Annotated in this window: 19 protein-coding genes; 8 read left to right on the forward strand and 11 right to left on the reverse strand. The window is 69.2% G+C overall.

The window, feature by feature from the left end; all coding sequences use genetic code 11:
• Positions 1–336 precede the first annotated feature (336 nt).
• Together MPTA5024_RS19710 and MPTA5024_RS19715 are read left to right on the forward strand one after the other, a co-directional pair.
• Positions 337–876 (forward strand): AAA family ATPase, encoded by a 540-nt coding sequence (locus MPTA5024_RS19710; protein WP_036325551.1) that lies wholly within the window; start codon positions 337–339, stop codon positions 874–876.
• A 448-nt stretch (positions 877–1324) separates the two neighbouring features.
• Positions 1325–3511: a prolyl oligopeptidase family serine peptidase gene (locus tag MPTA5024_RS19715; protein WP_198167235.1), complete on the forward strand. Its 2187-nt coding sequence runs from the start codon at positions 1325–1327 to the stop codon at positions 3509–3511.
• Positions 3512–3529: 18 nt separating this feature from the next.
• On the opposite strand, the gene MPTA5024_RS19720 is transcribed toward MPTA5024_RS19715, so the two are convergent.
• Together MPTA5024_RS19720 and MPTA5024_RS19725 are read right to left on the reverse strand one after the other, a co-directional pair.
• A complete protein-coding gene (locus MPTA5024_RS19720; protein WP_198167236.1) occupies positions 3530–3745 on the reverse strand; it encodes a hypothetical protein in 216 nt (71 codons plus the stop codon).
• A 329-nt stretch (positions 3746–4074) separates the two neighbouring features.
• Positions 4075–5475, reverse strand: a complete 1401-nt coding sequence (locus MPTA5024_RS19725; RefSeq protein ID WP_036325557.1) for a histidine-type phosphatase — start codon at positions 5473–5475, stop codon at positions 4075–4077.
• A gap of 486 nt (positions 5476–5961) precedes the next feature.
• Here MPTA5024_RS19725 and MPTA5024_RS19730 point away from each other — a divergent pair, with 486 nt between their 5' ends.
• Positions 5962–6579, forward strand: a complete 618-nt coding sequence (locus MPTA5024_RS19730; protein ID WP_157099566.1) for a hypothetical protein — start codon at positions 5962–5964, stop codon at positions 6577–6579.
• 344 nt (positions 6580–6923) lie between these two features.
• Positions 6924–8327, forward strand: coding sequence for a serine hydrolase domain-containing protein (locus MPTA5024_RS19735; protein WP_198167237.1), 1404 nt, complete (start codon positions 6924–6926; stop codon positions 8325–8327).
• Between the two features lie 4 nt (positions 8328–8331).
• Here MPTA5024_RS19735 and MPTA5024_RS19740 read toward each other — a convergent pair whose 3' ends face one another.
• Together MPTA5024_RS19740 and MPTA5024_RS19745 are read right to left on the reverse strand one after the other, a co-directional pair.
• Positions 8332–9546, reverse strand: coding sequence for an erythromycin esterase family protein (locus MPTA5024_RS19740; RefSeq protein ID WP_036325561.1), 1215 nt, complete (start codon positions 9544–9546; stop codon positions 8332–8334).
• Between the two features lies 1 nt (position 9547).
• Positions 9548–9868, reverse strand: coding sequence for an ArsR/SmtB family transcription factor (locus MPTA5024_RS19745; protein WP_036325563.1), 321 nt, complete (start codon positions 9866–9868; stop codon positions 9548–9550).
• Between the two features lie 134 nt (positions 9869–10002).
• On the opposite strand from MPTA5024_RS19745, the gene MPTA5024_RS19750 reads away from it, so the two are divergent.
• On the forward strand, positions 10003–10479 hold the full coding sequence (locus tag MPTA5024_RS19750; protein WP_036325565.1) for an ArsI/CadI family heavy metal resistance metalloenzyme: 477 nt from the start codon (positions 10003–10005) through the stop codon (positions 10477–10479).
• A 318-nt stretch (positions 10480–10797) separates the two neighbouring features.
• On the forward strand, positions 10798–11025 hold the full coding sequence (locus MPTA5024_RS19755) for a hypothetical protein (protein ID WP_036325568.1): 228 nt from the start codon (positions 10798–10800) through the stop codon (positions 11023–11025).
• 80 nt (positions 11026–11105) lie between these two features.
• Here MPTA5024_RS19755 and MPTA5024_RS19760 read toward each other — a convergent pair whose 3' ends face one another.
• From MPTA5024_RS19760 to MPTA5024_RS19790, 7 genes are all read right to left on the reverse strand, one after another.
• A complete protein-coding gene (locus MPTA5024_RS19760) occupies positions 11106–11891 on the reverse strand; it encodes an ABC transporter permease (RefSeq protein ID WP_036325571.1) in 786 nt (261 codons plus the stop codon).
• 15 nt (positions 11892–11906) lie between these two features.
• Entirely contained in the window at positions 11907–12701 is a 795-nt protein-coding gene (locus MPTA5024_RS19765) for an ABC transporter permease (RefSeq protein WP_036325575.1), read from the reverse strand.
• Between the two features lie 60 nt (positions 12702–12761).
• On the reverse strand, positions 12762–13715 hold the full coding sequence (locus MPTA5024_RS19770; RefSeq protein ID WP_036325578.1) for an ABC transporter ATP-binding protein: 954 nt from the start codon (positions 13713–13715) through the stop codon (positions 12762–12764).
• 131 nt (positions 13716–13846) lie between these two features.
• Positions 13847–14167 (reverse strand): hypothetical protein, encoded by a 321-nt coding sequence (locus MPTA5024_RS19775; RefSeq protein WP_036325580.1) that lies wholly within the window; start codon positions 14165–14167, stop codon positions 13847–13849.
• A 204-nt stretch (positions 14168–14371) separates the two neighbouring features.
• Positions 14372–15862: a class II fumarate hydratase gene (gene fumC, locus MPTA5024_RS19780; protein ID WP_232326543.1), complete on the reverse strand. Its 1491-nt coding sequence runs from the start codon at positions 15860–15862 to the stop codon at positions 14372–14374.
• A gap of 2 nt (positions 15863–15864) precedes the next feature.
• The gene (locus tag MPTA5024_RS19785; RefSeq protein ID WP_036325582.1) at positions 15865–17526 is read right to left on the reverse strand and encodes an NAD-dependent malic enzyme; all 1662 of its coding nucleotides are present in this window, start codon (positions 17524–17526) and stop codon (positions 15865–15867) included.
• A gap of 135 nt (positions 17527–17661) precedes the next feature.
• Entirely contained in the window at positions 17662–18012 is a 351-nt protein-coding gene (locus tag MPTA5024_RS19790) for an STAS domain-containing protein (RefSeq protein WP_036325584.1), read from the reverse strand.
• 251 nt (positions 18013–18263) lie between these two features.
• On the opposite strand from MPTA5024_RS19790, the gene MPTA5024_RS19795 reads away from it, so the two are divergent.
• Entirely contained in the window at positions 18264–18779 is a 516-nt protein-coding gene (locus tag MPTA5024_RS19795; RefSeq protein WP_051458372.1) for a C40 family peptidase, read from the forward strand.
• A gap of 52 nt (positions 18780–18831) precedes the next feature.
• The coding region (locus tag MPTA5024_RS19800; RefSeq protein WP_232326544.1) for a BTAD domain-containing putative transcriptional regulator at positions 18832–20872 on the forward strand (2041 nt) is incomplete at its 3' end.

Consider the following 20872-nt stretch of genomic DNA (forward strand, 5'->3'; position numbering starts at 1 on the left):
GAGGGGACGTCACCTCGGCGGCCCAGCCGCTGAGGTGCGCAGTGCGGTTCCGAGCAGTAGCAGGCAGACAAGCAGCGACGAAATTCTGCGAACCGCACTCCACATCAGCGACTCCCCAAGGCGGAGGTATTCTCCGACATCTTTGCGTATCGTCGGCGTAATCCTTTTCGGGTGGCTGCGTCTGAGAGTGGAGTGTCGAGGCCCTAATAGTGCTTGCCGTACCGGTATCCACAGGTCGAGCGTTCTTTCCTCGCCGGCTCGGCGCCCTGCCGGACGACCGGCGAGGTAGGAGGCGGATACGCCGGCAAGGTCGGCGTCATGACCTACCATCGCCGAATGCTCGTCGTGCTCGTGAACGGCCTGCCCGCCTCGGGTAAGACCACCCTCGCCAGGAGCCTCGCCCACGCTCTCGGCCTGCCTCTCTTCAGCAAGGACCGCATCAAGGAATCACTCGCCGACACACTCGGTGTCACCGCACCGCCAGGCATGACCGACCGGCAATGGAGCCACAAACTCGGCGCCGCGGCGGGGGAAACGCTCTGGGCGCTCCTCGCCGACGCGAAGCACGGTGCGGTGCTCGAGAGTCCATGGCTGGCGAATCTGCGACCGGTCGTCGTCGCCGGCCTGGAGAGCGTAGAAGTCACCGATGTGCAGGAGGTATGGTGCGACGTCCCGGTGCCCCTCGCGCGTCAGCGATACGAGAAACGATCCGCCGACCGACACCCCATCCACGGCGCCACCCCCGCGGATGATCAGCAGTGGGACGAATGGGCTCGCCGAGCAGAGCCACTCGCTCTCGGCCCTGTCCACCGTGTTGACACCGCCCAGCCCGTGAACATCGGCGAGCTGGCACTACAGATACGCCGAACCCGGTGACCGATGCCTCCGGCGGGGGCGGTCCGGCTCGACGTGCTGTGAGGCCGTCGCTCGGTCCATCCAGGTGATCTATCTGGACAGGTACAGATTTACTTTCGCGCGAGTTTAATCTGCACAGGGCATACCAGGACGCCTTATTTTCGTGCATGAAAGTTAGCAAGAGAATACCCAGTAGGGCCGGCCGGTTACCCGCCCTGCGTGCGCCGAGGATGCAGGAGGATCGGCGCTCAGCGTCGAGGAGTGATGCCTCTGTTTATCGATCGCAGCCGAGGGGACACCACTCTCGTAATCGCCCATGCCGGGGCGAATCGGCTCATTCGGGAGGCCGAAATGAATGGACACCTACCGTATCGCGATTCCAGTCCGGCTCCTCGCGTCGGGGGCCCGCGCGGCTGGCAGGCCGACATTCTGCGTGGCCAGTCGTAACTGAGTGAGCCGAGGTACTGCGGTGCGTAAAGGCCGCAGTACCTCGACCTATGTCAGGCGGGGCGATGAATTGGGGGCGTTCGTGGCGCAATTGCCTTACCCTGCCGCTCGGCGCAGCGATGTGGTGGAGGATCTGTTCGGGTTCCCGGTCTCCGATCCCTACCGGTGGTTGGAAGACGGCGATGATGCGTCCGTACAGGACTGGGCCGCGGCCCAAGATCGCCTCTTCCACACCTGTCGCACCGGATGGCATGACAAGCAATCATGGGCGTCCTTGATGGACCAGGTGTCATCCTTCGGCGTCGTGGAGCCTCCGATGGCGCGCGGCTCGGTCATGTTCCTCGCCGAGCAGCTCCGCGGGGATGAGCAACGGCGCCTGCTCGTCGTCGACGCCGAGGGGAACAGGCGGGTGCTGGTCGATCCGGTAGAGATCGATCCGTCCGGCCATACCGGGTTGTACACCTGGTGGCCGTCGCGCGAAGGCGAACGCGTGGCCGTGCAGATGGAGATCGCCGAGCAGCCCGGCAGCGACATCATGGTGCTGGACGTGCGTACCGGCGAGATGGTGGACGGGCCGTTGCCGCGCGCCCGCAACACCTCGCTTGCCTGGTTGCCTGGAGGGGATGCGTTCTACTACGTCAGCCGTGTTCCCGATGAGGAACTGGCCTCAGACGACATGCGTCTGCACCGGCGGGTGAGGTTGCATCGGATCGGTTCGCCCTGGCAGGCCGACACGGTGGTGTTCGGCGGCGACGATGCCCCAGACCACTATTACGGGCTCACGGTCAGCGCCGACGGCCGTCATCTGGCGATCACAGCGACGGCTGGGCCCGCCTCACACAACGATGTGTACGTGGCGGAACTCCTCGATCCGGAATCCCTGCATTTCGTCAAGATCGTGGACGGATCGACCATACGTGCCCGTGTTCTCCCTCGTTTCCTCGCGGACGGCGATCTGCTGCTGGTCACCGACTACCAGGCCCCGTGCGGCCGCGTCTGCATGGCGCACCGGTACGACACAGACCCGGCTTCATGGCACACGCTGGTAGCCGAAGATCCCCAGGCCCCTTTGGACGAGTGTGTGGTCCTGGACGACCCGGCACTTCCGCAGCCCCTCCTGCTGGTGGCGCGTACCCGCCACGGCACCTCCGCCCTGACACTGCACGACCTGGCCAGCGGCCGCCTGCTCACCGAGTTGCCCCTTCCCGGTGCCGGCGTCGTGTCGTCCCTGCGCGCGAACCTCCCGCATGGACGTCACGCGTGGTTCAGCTACTGCGACGCGACCACGCCCCCCACCATCTATCGCTACGACGCCGCCGGCGGGAAAACGGAGCAGGAAACCGGCGCCACGATCGCCGGACATACTCCAGATATCCGCAGCCGCAGCGTTCGCTATCAGGCCGGCGACGGTACCGAGATCACGCTGTTCCTGTTCACCCCGGCCGAAGAACATCAGGGCCCCCGCCCCACCCTTCTTTACGGCTACGGCAGCTTCGGCATGCCGATGCGCCCATGGTTCTTTCCCATGGCCGCCGCATGGGTCGGCGCCGGCGGCACCTACGCCGTCGCCTGTGTACGCGGAGGCGGCGAGGAAGGCCAACACTGGCACGACGCCGGTCGCGGACCACACAAACACCGCGCGGTCAGCGACTTCAACGACGCCGCGACCTGGCTTATCACGACCGGTCGAACCACCCCCGACCAACTGGCGATCTATGGCCAATCCGCCGGTGGACTGCTGGTCACCGCCGCCGCCACACAGCGGCCGGACCTGTACGCCGCGGTCATCGCCGAAGCCCCGCTGTGTGACATGGTGCGCTACGAACACTTCGGCTTGGGATGCACATGGACCGACGAATTCGGTACCGCCTCCCAACCCGAACAACTCCAATGGCTACTCTCATACTCCCCCTACCACAACGTCGCGTCCGAAACCCCCTATCCCGCATTCCTCTTCACCGGCGCGGTAACCGATCTGCAGACCGGAGAGTCCCACGTCACCAAAATGTGCGCGGCCCTCCAGAACGCCACCACCAGTGACCGGCCGGTTCTCATGCGTCGAGAACCCGACACCGCCCACGCCGCCTTTCCGGCGAGCAAAGAACGCGCCCTGGCGGCGGACATCCTGGCCTTCGCCGGAAATCACACCGGTCTATCACCGGAAAAGACAACCAGGCGTATTCCCGAGACCGCCGCAGAAGCACACTGAGAACGACTACGACATCGTTCATGAGGCCGCGGCCCGTTCGCGGATCTCCACCGCCGTCTCCAGCATCTGCCGAGTGCTGGTGGACCAGCCCTGCAGGTTCAGATCCACGATGAGCTCGTCTGCGCCCGCCTCCGCGGCCGTGTGGATGTCGTCCATGATCTGGTCGAGAGTGCCTATGAACGGCGATCGGTCAGGTCCTGCCGGACGGCCGGTGAAGGTGACGTTTCCCACCACGACCATCTCCATCCGGCTCGTGTGCCGCCGCCGCAGAGCATCACGGGGAACTCCTGCTTAAGAGGCCCGTCACCAGCGGAAACGCGGCGGCGGGCCTCTTACGGTGTGTCCGGCCGTTCATGGTCGTCCACGGAGATCTACGGGGGCTCGCCGTCGTATGCGCGTCGGCGTCAGTCGGCCTGGTCTCTGGTGTGCCCTTGGATCAGTTGGTTTGGCGAGTGAGTTCGGGGACCGGCGAACACGACGAGCCCTCCACCGGACGATCAACGCGGTGGAGGGCTCGTGGTCACGTGTGGCCGGTGCCGGAAAACGCCGACCTGGGCCGTGCGTCAGGCCTTACCGAAGCAGCGCTTCAACTCGTTCAGGTCGTAGAAGGCACTGCCCTTGCTGATCGGCTTGCAGGAGGGCTTGAAGGCGGTCTCCTTCTCGTTGTAGAGCATCCGCACCAGGTAGTCGGCGCCCTTCGCGCTGCCGGTCGGTTTGCCATTGTGACCGTTGTGGGAGGTCCTGGCGTACAGGTCCCACTCGATGTTCGCGCCCATCGGAGCCACGTTCTCGCCGCGCCAGGGGTTGTTCTGGTAGCTGTACGGCTGGTCCAGCGTCGCCGCCTTGGTGCTGCCGGGCAGGTCGAGCAGCACCGCGAGTGGCTGGATCTCCTCGGCGTGGGTGAACCGGAGCACCGCCCCGGTGTCATCGGTGCCGTCGGCCTTGGCCTCGACCTTGGCGAACAGGTCGTCGAGCAGGACGCCGGCCATGTCATAGGTGATCGTGCGCCCGCTGAAGGACGGGCCCTTCGTGTAGAACTCCTCGGCGTCGTCGAGGTAGGCGAACCAGCGGGCGTCCTCGGCCGGAAGGAAGGCGTCGAGATCGACGTTCGGCGCCTCGACGCTCAGGGCCGGCACCGCGCTGTAGAGCGCGTACAGCGAGCGTGCGAAGGAGATTTGGTCGTCGCCGGACATCGTGGCGACAAAGCCGGGGGTGAACAGGCGCGAGACGACGTGCGCGGCCGACTTCGCGGTGGCCGGCTCCCCATCGATCTTGGCCAGGACCGCGGCCAGATCGGGGTCATTGTCCACGTACTCCTGGTAGTCCGCGTTCTGCGGCTGCTTGTGGAAGTACAGCAGATCCTTGTTGGTCACCGGAGCCTGGATCAACCCGGCCACCGCGGAGTTACCGGCGGCAAGGCCGCTGGTGAAGGCGTTGGCGCTCGCCACCGCGCGGTCGACGCCGGAGGTCACGACCTTGATCGGCTCCTTATCCTCGGCGATGGTGGAGAAGAGTGTGGGCATGCGGCGCTCCATGCGCAGCGCGATCCCCTGCTGCTCCTGCACGCCGCGACCGGCGAGATTGCCGAAACCGATCGACGACCCGCCGGCGAGCAGCGCCTGTACCTGCGGCGCGAGTTGCGCGCCGAGCTTGGTCAGCGCGCTCTGTGACTGCGCGGTCTGCAGCACCGCGAGCACCGCGTCGCCGTCGTCGCCGTCGCTCATGGCACGCGACCCGTGCCGGACGACGTTCTCGGCGAAAACGGGAGCAAAGCCCTTCGGCGGCGCCTGGTAGGAACCGATCCGCTCCTGCGGAGCGTACGGGGTCTTCGTTGTGTAGTAGTGCGGACCCGTCTGAGCGGGATGTGACAGATCCTGTGCCGATGCGGCACCGGCCGGGACGCCGATGGCGGCGGCCACCAGAGCCGTGGTCAAGGCAGCGCCGGAGGCGAGAATGCGCTTCAAGGGGAATCCTTTGGGGGCAGGCCACTGAGTTGTTGATCAGGAATACGGCAGCCTCGTATGGTGGCAAACTCCCCGGAACCACCAGAGAAGGGTGCATTTCACAAGAGTGAGGCGGAGATGAACTCGGTCGATGCCCCAGGTCACGACCGCCCAGGGCGCCAGCGGTCGCTCACAGTTCGCCCTTGCAGGAGGCGGCGCCCCAGGCTCAGCAGAAAACGGCCGGCGTGGTGTGTCGCCGCCACCCTTGACCGGCATACGAGGCTAGGGCCCTACGTCGTATGCGCGTCGCCGCGAGTGCTCAGCTAGCCGGGTTCATTTGCTACCGCCGACTGGCCAAATGAGACGACCTCTAAGCATTGCTCCGCGGACCGCTCGGAAGACCGGCGAGCTCCTCCATGCCACCCGAAAGCCGGTCCCGTACAGCAATCGGACTGCCGCCGCTCAGGGCAAGTGACACTCAGAGCCCCGGCGTCTGCCGTGGCGGCGGTGCCCAGCAGGAGAAACGCTGACGTACGGAGTCCCGGACACCGAAGGGGCTACAGCAGGACGGAGGAGGAGAGAGAAGTGGGGACAGGAGGTGTGGGGCAGGATCCACCGAGGTCTTCGTCCTACTCAGTGCTGTCGGTGCATGCGCGTCTCGCAGCCGCACTGCGGACTCTCGAGGAGTGGCTGACGCGGACAGGCGTCCAGGATGGAAGCATTGACGAGCTGATTCACCACCTGTGGCGGCTACCCACTGTCACGGCTGACGACTTCCGCGCATGGGAGGAGTCGGGGCCGGATCTCGTTGCCATGGCTCTCGGTGGCCCGATGCCCGCCGTCTTGGTGGAGAAGTGCAACCGTGCTGCCGTGGCTCCCGAGGACCTCTACGAGTTGGTCCAGCACACCACGGAAATCGTCTACGCCAACCTCTACGGCGCCGTCGACGACCACGGAACTCTCGGCCACCTGGCCGCGGTTGAGCAGATCGCCGGTCGGTACAACATGATTCTTCCGCCTGCGCAGTTCTTCGCCAGGTCTCCCTACGGGAGCCACGGTTGGGGACCCTTACTCACATCCGGTGATGTGGATCATTGGCGGACCGCCGACACGGCGACTGCATGAGGCGAAAAGATCTCGGGGGCTCCGCCCCGAACCCCGGGGCTCTCCGGCTCGGAGAGCTCGGGCTGTCGCGGCACCGTCCGACGACCGTCCGGCTGGCGCGCTGGAGATAACGCGCGATTTCCCGCTATAACACCGCCCATGACGTAATTCCCGGCAGTTGGCGTCGAGGATCGCTAACAAAGGGATATGCGCAGGGAAAGCCGGGCCGTCCGCTGTTTGTGGCGTCGGCGAACGGAAAGCACACCCCCAGAAGAATGGTCTTCCGGGCGCTCTCGACCGAGACTAGGTCGATTCCCGGAAATGTCGGAATTTCGGGGATAGTGGTACATTTCATGGGGGAGAAAGTGGCCAAGCGTCCTATTTTTGTCGGGTTGCTTGCGCTCAGTGCCGCAGTGACCGGCGGGGCCGTACCCGTGGACACTCCCGCCATCGCCGCGTCCGCCGGGGGCGCCGTCGTAATCGGCGTCGGCGGCGACGGGCCGGGCCAGAACCGAGCGCATGGGCGCCATCGCGCCGGGCATCGCGGCAAGCAGTGGCAGTCGGATCACGAGCGGGAGGGCCAACATCAGAACCTGCTCCGCGACGTCAGCCTCGTCCTCACGCCGGCGCAGAAGGGCGAGACGGATTCGCGGGCTCTGCCGTACGACTGGCAGAAGACGGACGCGAGCGCGAGTGACTACAACGATCAGAACGTCACGAGCCAGTTCACATCGGACCCGCAGGGCGGCCAGACCTCGGAGGCCATGCGCACCTACCTGCAGGATCTCGCCGCGAACAACAAGTTCACCGGTTCGGTGCTGGTGATGCGGCGTGGGAAGGTGCTGGCGCGGTTCGCCTCCGGCGAGGCCGACGAGAAGAACGGCATCCCCAACCGGCCGGACACGGTCTACCGGGTCATGTCGGTCACCAAGCAGTTCACCTCGATGATCGTGCTGAAACTGCGCGACCGCGGGCTGCTCAACCTGGACGACCCGATCTGCCCGTATCTCGTCCCGTCATACATCAGTGCCTGCCCGACAGCGTGGCTTCCCATCACGGTCCGCGAGACGCTCATACACACCTCGGGGATCCCCAACATCGAGACACTGCCCAGCTACCTCGCCAACATCACGCGACCGACCACGCCCCAGAAACTCATCCAGCAGTTCGTGAACCTGCCACTGGACTTCCCGCCCGGCACCAGTTGGAAGTACACCAACTCCGGCTACGTCCTGGCTGGTGCGATCATCCAGGCGGTGACGCACAAGCCGTACGGGACCGTCCTGCGCGAGGAGATCACCGGGCCGCTGCACCTCAAGCACACCGGCTACAGTAGGAGCTACCCGCCGGACGGGTACGCGAAGGGCTACTACACGGTCGGGTCACCGGCCCCTCGCCTCAACGGCTCCGAGCTGTTCTCCGCGACCGGCCTTTACTCCACCGTCGATGACATCGCCCGCTGGGATCGGGCGTTCGGCTCATACCAGGTCGCACCACCCGCGACCGTCCAGCTGGCGTTCACGCCGCAGGCGGCGTGTCCCTCCGGCGGCTGCCTCAACCTGCCGTCGAGCGCGTACGCCTTCGGCTGGCTCGTCGACCAGCTCCAGGGACACCCGCTCCGGTACCATCCGGGTCTTTTCCAGGGATACGCGGCGAGCAACATGTACCTGCCCAATGACGACATCCAGGTGGTCGTGCTCAGCAACGTGCAGGCCACCGACACCAACGGCATCGCCCGCCGCCTCGCCACGCTGGCTCTCGACCTTTGAGCATCTACAGAGGGGTGGAGGCGGTGGTCTCGAACACGAAGGCGATGCCGTCGAAATGCTCGGCGAGCACCGTGGGCATGTAGCTGCGTTTGTAGACGAGCCGCCTCACCAGCCCCCCATAGCTGCGCATCCGGAGGGGTTCGCCGAGCCACCGCGTCACGGTCTGCGGCCGTGGACCGCTCCGCAGGTCGATCACATGATCACCCGGACGAGCGGTGGCCAGGCGAGCCTCCACGGTCGTCGATCTCCGGACGAGCGGGACTCGGAAGGTGACCGGGGGCGTGGCCGGGTCCACCTTTCCGAATCGTCGCCGGCGGGCCCGGAACCGGCCCGCTCCGAAGAGCACGCCGAGTGCGTAGTACGCCTCGCCGTGGCGCTGCCTGAGGTGCGACCCCATCGTGGGCACCGACCCGCCGCTGTGGTCGCCCTTCATGATGTGACCGTTGTGCGCCCAGAGGGCGACCCTGGCGTCCGGGTCGGTCAGGAGCAGGTCCACGTTGTCGGCGAGATAGCGGTCGCGGGCGACGCTCACGGTCTGTGCGGGGTCGGGGTGCCGGAGCGGCCGGCTCGCGAGGTCGGCGCTCTGGTGCACGATCCGCGCATGCGCAAGCGCCTCATCCGGAAGGGAGACGCCGGCCAGGAAGTCCTCCACGCGGCGGGCGTCGGCTTCGATCCGCCGGTCGAGCGGTGGGCCGACGCCCAGGCGCTTGCCGGCGAGGGGAGCGAGGGGGTCGAGCAGGGCCGGCGCGTCATCGCCGAGGTGAGTACGCAGGGCGTCCAGCGATGCCGCCGGATGCTGCGGGTCGATTCCCGCGAACCGTACCTTCCGCGAGGCTGTGCGGTTGTGCTCGCGCAGCCACTGGACGACCGCCAGCATCTCCGCCGTGTGCAACGTCCAGAAGCCCAGCCCGGCGAGCGCCTCGACCGGATCGCCTGAGCCGCCCTGCACGTAGTCGTCCACGGCGCGGGAAGCCGAAGCGCTGGCCTCCACCGCGAGCGTCGTGAAGCCCAGCTCCTCGACCAGGAACTCCAGCATTCCGTGCCTGATCAGGAAGAACTCCCGGCTGCCGTGCGTGGCCTCACCGAGCCCCGCCACCCGCACGCCGTCCAGCGCGACGCGGAACGGCGCCAGGTCATCGGTTCCGGTGCCCGGTGTCAGGCCGTTCAGCGGTATCGCTCGCGACCTGAGCCACTCCGTCACCTCGTCCTCGGTCGTCATGTCACACCGTCTCGGCGAAGCCCGTCGACGCGGGCGTGAGCAGGGCCGACATGCGGGTCAGTGCGGCGGGGTTGATCCAGTAGTAGACCCAGGTGCCCCGGCGTTCGGAGCCGATGAGCCCGGCCTGCTTGAGCACCTTGAGGTGATGGCTGATCGTCGGCGGGGTGAGGTCGAAGGCCGCCGTCAGGTCGCACACGCACGTCTCACCGCCCTCGTGGCAGGCGATCAGCGACAGCAGGCGCAGCCGTACGGGATCGGCGACCGCCTTGAACAGCGGCGCGAGCCCGGCGGCCTCGCTCCCGGACAGCGGCGCGCGGCCCAGCGGCGTGCAACAGGCATCGGCAGCTCTTGCTTCGACACGCTTCTAATTTGACACATATCTAGTTAAGGTCGCAAACTGCTTCTGATTAGACGGCCATCGAAACAGAACGGCCCGACCGGCCCAGGGAGAAACCCATGTCCCGTGTCCAGCTCGCCCTGCGCGTCGCCGACCTGGAAGGCTCTGTCGCGTTCTACTCGAAGCTGTTCGGCGTGGAGCCCGCCAAGCGGCGGCCCGGCTACGCCAACTTCGCGATCGCCGAGCCCCCGCTCAAGCTCGTCCTCCTGGAGGGCGCGGAGGGTGAGGAGACCCGGATGGACCACCTCGGCGTCGAGGTCGAGGACGCCGCCCAGGTCACCGCCGCCACCGAGAGGCTGAAGCGCGCCGGCCTGGCGACCTTCGAGGAGAACGACACCACCTGCTGCTACGGCCTCCAGGACAAGGTCTGGGTGCACGGCCCCGGCCGCGAGCCGTGGGAGGTGTACGTGGTCAAGGCCGACGCCGACGTCCTCGCCAAGGAGGCCGACTCCGTGTGCTGCGCGAACGACGACGCGGCGGACCAGACGGTGACCGCGGGCGAGACGGTGACCGCGGCCAAGGACACCTGTTGCTGAGGCTCGGCGCGAACTCTTTTCCTCTTACTTTCCCTCCCTGTGGCGCCCGGCGCGAATAGCCGGGGAACCATGCGGACGCTCTGAATCCGTGGTTCGACGGCAGGAGGAGGGGAACCGGAGCGCGATGCCGCGTTTCTTTGGGCCTGCGGATGACGACATAAATGTAGTTAAGCGGCAAATGTAATGTTTTGCCGCCGGCTGGGGGAATTCCTCGGTCGCCGCGATTAGTGTGAGTAATGTTCGGCGCCGCATCGGCGTATCCCGAGCCCCGGAACCGACGCTGGTCGTCCGGTCCTCACCCTCAGGGAGTGATCTCTGATGCTCAAGCGTTTACTCCTCACCGTCGCGCTGGCGGCGTCGTCGCTCCTCGCGGGCGGAACCATGTCCGCCACGGCACACGCCTCCGGCCCGGGAGGATCCACCGCCCGGCACGCCCTCACTCCGGCCGCCGACTGCGTGCAGAGGGGTGACTGCACCTACTGCTACAGCTATCGCACCGCGCGCTGGGATCTGCAGTCGTGCGGAGGCGACTCCTCCGGCGACTAGCGGTATCGACCGGCCCCTGCGCGTCACGACAGCCCCGCGGAGCACCGCGGGGCTGCCGCATGGTCGGGGCACACCTGGGATCACGGGCGCAGGGTGTTCTCCAGACGGCGGACGGCGACGGCCAGCGCCACTGTCCCGAGGACGGCGAGATAGGCCACGGCGACGACCGGGTTGGCGCCGCCCGTGCCGAGGAAGGCGGCCCGGATCAGCTCCACGCTGTGGTACAGCGGGAGGACCTCCACGAGCACCTGGACGGGCCGCGGGTACACGTCCAGCGGGAAGAACGTCGTGGCGAACAGAAACATCGGCAGCATCACCAGCTGGATCAGCTGGAAGTCCTGCCAGCTCCGCAGGAACGTCACGGTCAGCAGCCCGAGCGCGGCGAACGCGAAGCCGATGAGCAGCGCCCCCGGGACGACCAGCAGCGCCCCCGGCAGCTCGGCCAGGCCGAAGACGCTCACCACGACCAGGAACACGGTGGCGACGACGGACCCGCGGACGAGCGCCCAGAGCACCTCGCCGAGCGCGACCGAGCGGACCGACATGGGCGTGGTGAGGATCGATTCGTACGTCTTGTCCGTGGTGAGCTTGCCGTACATGTTGAAGGTGGTCTCGTTCATCGCCCCGTTCATGGCGGCGGTGGCGAGCAGTGCCGGGGCGACGAACCGCGGATAGGAGATCGAGGCGTCGAGACCGGGGACGTCCCCCACGAGCAGGCCGACGCCGACGCCGAACGCCACCAGGTACAGCATGGGCTCGAAGATCTCGGCGAGCAGCACCGGCCAGGTGTGCCGGTAGATCAGCAGGTTGCGCTCGACCATCGTCCACGCGCGGCCGGTGGGCGCGCCGACGGGCATCGCCGTCATGAGTGCTCCTTCTTCTCAGACGTACAGCCTGCGGCGGTAGGTGCGGCGGGCCACGTATAGGCCGGCGGCCACCATCACGGCCAGGTAGGCGAGGTGGACCAGCACGCCGGACGTCGTCGCCGTGCCCAGGGCGACCGTGCGCCCGAGGTCGACGCCGTGCCAGAGAGGCGTGAGCCAGGCCAGCCGCCGCAGCCAGTCCGGCAGCTGCTCGATGGGGAAGAACGTGCCGGAGAACATGTAGAGCGGCAGGACCACGAACCGGAACATCGCGTTGATCTGGGAGGGCCGGGTCACGGTGACCGCCCAGGCTGCCGCGGGGGAGGCGAAGGCGACCGCGACCAGGATCGCGACCAGCACGAGCAGCGGGGCCCTGGCCGGGTCGACGGTGCCGAAGAGCATGCTCACGCACGTGAACAGGACGGCGTTCTGCGCGGCCCGCAGGGTCCAGTACATGAGGTGGCCGTAGAGGATGCCCGCCGGCTCCAGCGGGGTCGAGGCGGCGGCGCGGTAGCTGCCGCGCGGCAGGGCGCCCTGCATCACGGGGCCGGAGGCCTCGAGGAACGCGGTCTGCATGACCCCGGCGATCAGGATGCCCGGCAGGATGAACGTCAGGTACGAGTGGCCCTGGAGGTACGCGCTGTTCCCGTGGTCGACCAGCTTCCCCAGGCCGAGCCCGAGCGCCGTCAGGAAGAGCAGCGGGTTGCCCACGCTGATCACGATCGAGCCGCGCCAGGTGCGCCGGTACCGGAACAGCCAGTAGCCGAGTTCGCGGAACGCCGGCGCCGAGAACGCCCTGGCCAGTGTGTCCATGTCTCCTCGCGACGGTCGCCGGGGGATCGGGTCGGAAGGAATCGGTGCGGAGGCGGGAGGTCAGTCGAGGAGGGAGCGGCCGGTCAGAGTGAGGAAGACGTCCTCCAGGCTGGATCGCCGGACCAGGGCCGTCAGCGGCTGCACGCCCTGCCGGTGGACGGCGCTCAGCGTCTCCTCGCCGTTGTCGGTGGACAGCAGCACCCGGTCCGGCAGTTCCTCGATGCGTTGGGCCAGGCCGCGGCACTTCTCGATCATCACCTGCCGCTCTCCGGGGGCGAAGCGCAGCTCCAGCACCTCGCGCATGGTGTGGCGGGCGATCAGCTCGGCGGGCGTGCCCTCGGCCACGATCTTGCCGGCGTCCATCACCACCAGCCGGTCGCACAGCTGCTCGGCCTCGTCCATGTAGTGGGTGGTGAGCAGCAGGGTGACGCCGTCCTGCTTGAGCTGGAACAGCCGCTCCCAGAGCAGGTGGCGGGCCTGGGGGTCGAGCCCGGTCGTGGGCTCGTCGAGCAGCACGATCTCGGGTTCGTTGATGAGCGCGCGGGCGATCGTGAGCCGCCGCCGCATGCCGCCCGACAGCGTCGCCACCGCGTCCCCGGCCTTCTCGGTCAGGCGGGCGAACTCCAGTAACCGGGCGCTCCGCTCGCGCAGGACCTTCCACGACAGCCCGAAGTAGCGGCCGTAGATCAGCAGGTTCTCGCGGACGGTGAGCTCGCTGTCGATCGTGTCGTCCTGCGGGACGACGCCGAGCCGCGCCCGGATCCTGGCCCCGTCCCTGCCGGTGTCCCAGCCGAGGATGCGCAGGCTCCCCTCGGTGACCGGGGACACGCACGCGATCATGCGCATCGTCGACGACTTGCCGGCCCCGTTCGCGCCGAGGACTCCGAACGCCTCACCGCGTCGCACCTGGAAGTCGATCCCGTCGACGGCCGTGAAGCCCGTCTTGTCCCCCGGCCTGCCGTACACCTTCTTCAGGCCGCGCGCCTCGATCAGCACCGCGGAGACGTCGCTCATCCCGGTTCCCCCTCTGACGGAGATCGACAAGCCCCGGGAATGAAGCTACTCAGGGTGCGTAAGGATTTCAATGTTTTGACAATCAGATTCGTCTGATTGTCGTTCTCTTTCAGGCGACGGCAGTCGGCGGGTCAGCGGCCCTGGAACCAGATGTTCTGGTTGATCTTGCACAGGCGCGGATGCCTGCGGCAGAAGGACGTCTCGATGGCGGTGTTCTTGCCGTTCACCGAGACGACCTGGATGCCCTTGTTCCAGGTCGAACTGAAGACGCGCGGCTCGTTCTGGTTGTTGCTGCCATTGCCGGTCGACAGGTAGATGGGCCCGTGGTCCCCGTTCCCGGCCGCGGCGGCGTGGGCGGGCGTCTGCCAGAGCGACGCAAGGCCGGCGGCGAAGAGAGCGCACACGGCCAGCGCCGCCCGCCGCGCACCGCGGGCCGCGAGGAGAGCGCACACGGCTTGCGCCGTCCGTCGCGCCCTGCGGGCCGTAAGGAGGGCGCACACGGCCGGCGCCGTCCGCCGCGCACCGCGGGCCGCGCGGCGGTCCGGCGCGGTCCCGTGGCGGTGGACCGCCTCACATTCACATCGCCGAGTCATTCTGGCCCGCTCAGATCAGGGAACACGTGACGTTCGCGTGCATACCCGGCATCCGAGCCCGGGTCACACCCCTCCCGCCCCGCCGTACGGATCATGACCAGACCTTGAACCGGGCACGCCGGGGTGGGTGAGGCGCTCGGGCACGACCACGCTGTCGTACAGGCTCTCGCTGACGCCGGACCGCAGGGCGGCCTCGCGGAGGGTGAGGCCCTCGTCGAGGGCGCGGTGGGCGATCGCGGCGGCCCGGTCGTAGCCGATGACCGGGCTGAGCGCGGTGACCAGCATGATCGAGCGCTCGACGTCCTCGGTGAGCCGGTCCATGTCGAGCGTGACGCCCTCGACCAGGTACGTACGGAAGTGGTCGACCATGTCGGCCAGGATCCGCACGGAGTGCAGGACGTTGGCGATGATGACCGGCCGGAAGGCGTTGAGCTCGAAGTTGCCCTCGGCACCTGCGACGGCGACCGCCGTGTCGTTGCCGACGACCTGGACGGCCACCATCAGCATGGCCTCGGCCTGGGTCGGATTGACCTTGCCCGGCATGATCGACGACCCGGGCTCGTTCGACGGCAGGACCAGCTCGTGCAGGCCGGCGCGCGGTCCCGACCCCAGCCATCGCATGTCGTTGGCGAACTTGAACAGCGGCGCCGTCAGCGCCCGGACGGCAGCGGACACCCGTACGAGCGCGTCGCAGGACGCCTGGGCGGCGAACGGGTTGGGCGCGGTGGTGAAGGGCAGCCCGGTGAGGCCGGCGATCCGTGCCGTGACCTTCTCCCCGAAGCCGGGCGGCGCGTTCAGGCCGGTGCCGACGGCGGTGCCGCCGAGCGCCAGCCGGTACAGCCCGGGCAGCGTGGCCGCGAGGTGGTCGATGCCGTCGGCGAGCTGGGCGGCGTAGCCCGACCACTCCTGGCCGACCGTGAGCGGGGTCGCGTCCTCCAGGTGGGTCCGGCCGATCTTGACGACGTGCTCCCACTCGTGGCTCTTGCTCTCGGCGGCCCCGCGCAGCCGTTTCAGCGCCGGCAGCAGGCGCCCGGTGACGGCCCGTACGGCGGCGATGTGCATGGCGGCGACGAACGTGTCGTTGGACGACTGCCCCATGTTGACGTGGTCGTTCGGGTGGATCGGGTCCTTGCCGCCGAGGCGGCCGCCGAGCAGCTGGATGGCCCGGTTCGCGATCACCTCGTTGACGTTCATGTTCGTCTGGGTGCCCGAACCGGTCTGCCAGACGTACAGCGGGAACTCCCCGTCGAGGTCGCCGCGGGCCGCCTCGTCGGCCACCCGGGCGATCAGGTCCGCCTTCCACCGCGGCAGCCTGCCCGTCTCGGCGTTGACGAGGGCGGCGGCCTTCTTGATATAGCCGTACGCGTGGTAGACGGCCTTGGGCATGCGGTCGTCCCCGATGGAGAAGTGGATCAGGGACCGCTGAGTCTGCGCGCCCCAGTAGTGGTCGGCGGGCACCTCGATCGCGCCGAGGGAGTCGGTCTCGGTGCGGGTCCCGGTGGTGTGCAGCCCGATGGGGACGTCGCGCACGCGGGGCGGGGTCTGTCCGGCCACGGTCATCCCTCCCGGAGCGGGCGGTAGACCGGCCGCCACATCGCGTCGCGCACCTGCCGCGCCGGGTCCTTGAGGTCGGCGCGGGCCAGTCCCTCCCGGGCCGCCTGCTCGGCCACCGCGGTCGCGACCGTCGCCGACACCTCCCGCAGGTCGTCGACCTGGGGGAGCAGCGAGGCGCCCGGAGCCGAGACGTCCACCATCCCGGCGACGGCCCCGGCGGCCGCGTGCAGCATCCCGTCGCTGACCCGCCGGGCCCGGGACACGATCACCCCGAGCCCCAGCCCGGGATACAGCAGCGCGTTGTTGGCCTGGCCGATGGAGTGGGTGACGCGGTCGTACGTCACCGGCGGGACCGGGATGCCGGTCGCGATAAGGGCCTGGCCGTCCGTCCAGCGCAGCAGATCGGCGGGCATCGCCTCGATGCGCTCGGTCGGGTTGGAGAGCGGGAAGATGACGGGCCGGTCCACCGCCGCCGCCATCGCCCGCACGATCGGCTCGGTGAACGCGCCGTGCGCGGTCGAGGTGCCGAGCATCATGGTCGGCGCGACCCGGTCCACGACCTCGGCGAGGCCCGTGTGACGGCCCGCCGTCTCCGACGCGGGCCGGGCGTAGGGCCGCTGGTAGTCCCGCAGGTCGTCCATGTCGTCGGTGAGCAGGCCCTGCTTGTCGACGGGCCAGATCCGGCGGACGGCCTCCTCGTGGCTCAGGCCGTCGCGGACCATGGCGTCGCGCAGCTGGTCGGCGATGCCGATGCCCGCGGTGCCCGCCCCGAAGACGACGACGCGCTGGTCGCGCATCCGCGTCCCCGCCGCCCGCAGCGCGCCGATCATCGCGGCCAGCACGATCGCGCCGGTGCCCTGCATGTCGTCGTTGAACGTGGCGATGTGCCCGGTGTAGCGCTCCAGGATCCGGCGGCCGTTCGAGGGGCCGAAGTCCTCCCAGTGCAGCATCGCGCCGGGGAAGAGCCGGGTGGCCATCCGGACGTAGGCGTCGATGAAGGCGTCGTACGCCTCCCCGCGCACCCGCGGATGCCGGTTGCCCACGTACGCGGGATCGCCGAGCAGTCGCTCGTTGCCGGTGCCCACGTCGAGGGCGACGGGGATGACCCGCCCGGGGTCGACGCCGGCGGCGGCCGTGTAGACGGCCAGCTTGCCGGCCGTGATCCCGGCGCCGCCGTTCACGCCCCAGTCGCCGATGCCCAGGATCTCCTCGGCGTCGGAGGCCACGATCAGGTCGACGTCGTCGGGCCCGAGGCCGGTGTTGCGGAACGCCCGTTCGACGCCGTCCGCCTCGTCGATCGACAGGTACACCCCGCGCGGCCTGCGGTACTCGGTGCTGTACGTCTCGATCGCCCGCGCCACCGTGGGGTCGTAGACGATCGGCAGCATCTCGCGCAGGTGGTCCCCGAGCAGCCGGTAGTACAGGACCTCGTTCCGGTCCCGTACGGCCTCCAGGTAGACGTTCTTCATCAGGTCGGTGGGCTGGGCGCGGTACTGGGCGTACGCCCGCCGGGCCTGCTGGTCCAGCGTCTCCACGGCGGGCGGGACGAGCCCGTCGAGCCCGAACTCTGCCCGCTCCTCCCGGGTGAAGGCCGTGCCCTTGTTGAGCAGCGGGTCGTGCAGCACCGACAGGCCCCTGAGACCGTGACGTGCGGACGAGGTCATGGTCGGCCCACCTCCCGGGAGTGGCCCTTCCCTCACCGCCGCAATCCCGCGTGCTCCGGCCGGTCAAGACAGGTGAAAGGTTCATGGACCGTTCTGGGCGAGGCCACGTCCCCGCTCGCCCCCGCGCCGTGACCGCTAACGGCGGCCGGCGTCGGCGAGGACGTCGGACAGGGAGTCGAAGACGGGGAACAGGCAGGTCAGGTTGGTCCAGCGCAGGATCCGCAGGACCTGGCCGCGCGGCGCGACCAGCGCGAGGTCTCCGTTGCGGTCGCGCAGATGGTGCACCAGCCGGACGAGCAGGCCGACCGCGGTCGTGTCGATGAACCCGACCTCGCTCAGGTCGAGGACGAGCCACGGGCCGTGGCTCTCGATCAGCCCGATCAGAGGCTCGCGGAGGCGCCGTACGGCGTGGATGTCGAGTTCGCCGTGCACCGCGAGCACCGCCCACCTGCTGTGCGCGGGGATCCTTATCGTCCACGTCTCCACGGTGGTTCCCTTTCGCCTTCCGTGGACGCGCCGAATTCGCCGCGGCCGCCTGATGGCGGACCGGCGAAGCGCTTCGCCGTGCGCGTCGTGCAAACGCCGAGACAAAATGCGGGACAAGCCCTCTCTTACTCAGAGTAACAACGTTCCTCCGGAGCGTCGATCGGCCGTCGAGAGGGGAAGGTAAAGGCCGCCGCGTGGTAATGCGACTCCCCGGCGTCATCTCGTACGCAAGAGAGCTATTGTCACGGTTTATGGGGGTAAATCGGCGCCATCTCGTCCTCGGCGGCGTGCTGCTCGCATTCGCCGCGGGGTCGGCGCCCCTCAACTGGGAGCTGACCCGGGTCGTCCAGATCGCGTACGCCAGCCAGGGGAGCGTCGCGTACTCCTGGGGTGGCGGGCACGCGTCGCGCCCGGGCCCGTCGAAGGGGACCTGCCTCGGCTACCACGGCGCGATCCGCCCGTGCCCCGCGGCCCGCACGCGCGGGCTCGACTGCTCGGGATTCGCCCGCTGGGTCTACGACGAGGCGTTCGGGGACGACGTGCTGGGCCGCGGCAACACCGACGACCATCTGAGGAGACTGCGCAAGGTGGACGTCGCCCAGCCGGGGGACCTCGTCTTCTACGGCACGTCCCGCAAAACGCATCACGTCGGCGTCTACATCGGCGGCGGCAAGATGATCAACGCGTTCGCCACCGGGACCAGGATCAGGATGGACGACGTGTCCCGGCTCGACGATCTGCTCGGCTACTACCATTACCCGGCCTGACGGCCGCGTTTGATTCGGGCGTAAATCCGGCTTTCCGGCCTATGCTTCTCCCGTGCGAGTCCGGGTTTTAGGGCATATCGGAGCGGAGATCTCCGGCCGTCCCGCCGACCTCGGCACGGCCCTCCAACGCGCCGTGATGGCCCGGCTGGTGTGCGCGCAGGGGCACGTGGTGTCCACCGACCGGTTCATCGACGACCTGTGGAACGGCCAGCCCCCGCCCCGGGCGCTCGCGGCGCTTCAGGTGTACGTCTCCAACCTGCGCCGGGTCCTGGAGCCCGGGCGCGCGCCGAGGACCCCGGCCCGCGTGCTGGTGAGCGTCCCGCCGGGCTACCGGCTCGCGCTCGACGCGGACGAGGTGGACGCCTGGCGGTTCCCCCGGCTGGTCGACGCCGCGGCCGCCCTTCTGGTCCAGGGCAGGCCGGCCGAGGCCCTCGACGCCGTGGACGAGGCGCTGTCGCTGTGGACAGGCCGGCCGTACGCCGAGTTCGCCGACGAGGAGTGGGCCGTCCCCGAGGTCGTCCACCTGGAGGAGTTGCGGACGGTCGCCGTGGAGCACCGCGCCGAGGCGGGGCTGGCGCTCGGCCGCCACGCCGAGGTGATCCCGGAGCTGGAGCGCCACGTGACCGCCCACCCCCTGCGTGAGAACGCCGTCCGGCTGCTCGCGCTCTCCTACTACCGGGCCGGACGGCAGGGCGACGCGCTGGCGGCCCTGCGCCGCACCCGGGCGCTGCTGGCGGACCAGCTCGGCGTGGACCCCGGGCCCGCGCTCCGCGGCCTGGAGGCCGACATCCTCGCGCAGGCCCCATCGCTCGATCCGGCCCCGGTCGTCCGGCCTCCGTCGCTCGGCCTGACCCCGGCCGCCCCGGTTGCGCCGCCGCCGGCGGTCGCGCCGCCCGTGCGCGCCCGTCCGCCCGCCCCCTCGCGCATGGTCGGCCGTACGGGGGAGCTGGGCCGGCTCGTCGCGGCGGCGGCCCAGGCGGGGGACGGCTTCCGCATCGCGTGGCTCGGCGGCGACGCCGGGGCAGGCAAGAGCACGCTCGCGGACGCCCTGGTGCGCCACCTGACGGAGCAGGGCTGGCGGGCCGTCGTCGGCCGCTGCCCCGAGACGACGGGCGGCGTGCCGCCGGCGTGGGCGTGGAGCGAGGTGCTGCGCGACCTGGCGGCGACCACGCCGCCCCCGCCGGAGACGGCCGCGCGGCTGGCGCCCCTGCTGACCGACGACGCCGTGCCGGTCGGCCAGTTCTGGCTGGCCAGAGCCGTGGGCGACTATCTGGAAGGCGTTTCCGCACCGCTGCTGATCGTGCTGGAGGACGTCCACCGGGCCGACGAGGAGACCCTCCAGCTGCTGCGCCACCTCGCGGTCCGGCTGGCGGGCACGCCCGTCCTCGTCCTGCTCACGCACCGCCCGGCCGAGGCCGGCGCCGACCTCGTGACGACGAGGGCCGCGCTCGCCGTGCAGGCCGCGGAGGACGTGACGCTGGGCGGCCTCGCCGAGGACGAGGTGGCCCGCCTGCTCGTGGAACGCTCCGGAGTCGAGGTCGGCCCGGCCACGGCCCGCACGATCACCGAAAGGACCGGGGGCAACCCGCTGTTCGTCTCCGAGACGGCGCGGCTGCTCGCGGTGGACGGCCCGTCGGCCGCGCACGCGCTGCCGCCCGGCGTGCGCGACCTGATCAGGCGGCGGGTGGCGCGCCTCCCCGGGACGGCGCAGACGACGTTGCGCACCGCGGCCGTGCTCGGCAGGGAGGCGGACACCGACGTGCTCGTCGCCATGCCGGGCGCCGACGAGGAGACCGTGCTCGACGGACTGGAGGCCGGCGTGCTGTCGGGCCTGCTGGAGGAGCCGCGCCCGGGACGGGTCCGGTTCGCCCATGTGCTGGTCCGCGAGACCCTGTACGAGGACATCCCGCGGCTGCGCCGTACCCGTATGCACGGGAAGGTCCTCGCCGCGCTGGAGGCCGTACGGCCCGGCGACGTGGGGGCGCTCGGGCACCACGCGCTCGCCTCGGCCACCGCCGCCACCGCGCTGAGCGCGGCGGCCCACGCGACGCGGGCGGCCGCGCAGGCGTCCGCGCTGTACGCGCACCGCGAGG

The sequence above is a fragment of the Microbispora sp. ATCC PTA-5024 genome (assembly GCF_000511135.2).
Lineage (GTDB): Bacteria > Actinomycetota > Actinomycetes > Streptosporangiales > Streptosporangiaceae > Microbispora > Microbispora corallina.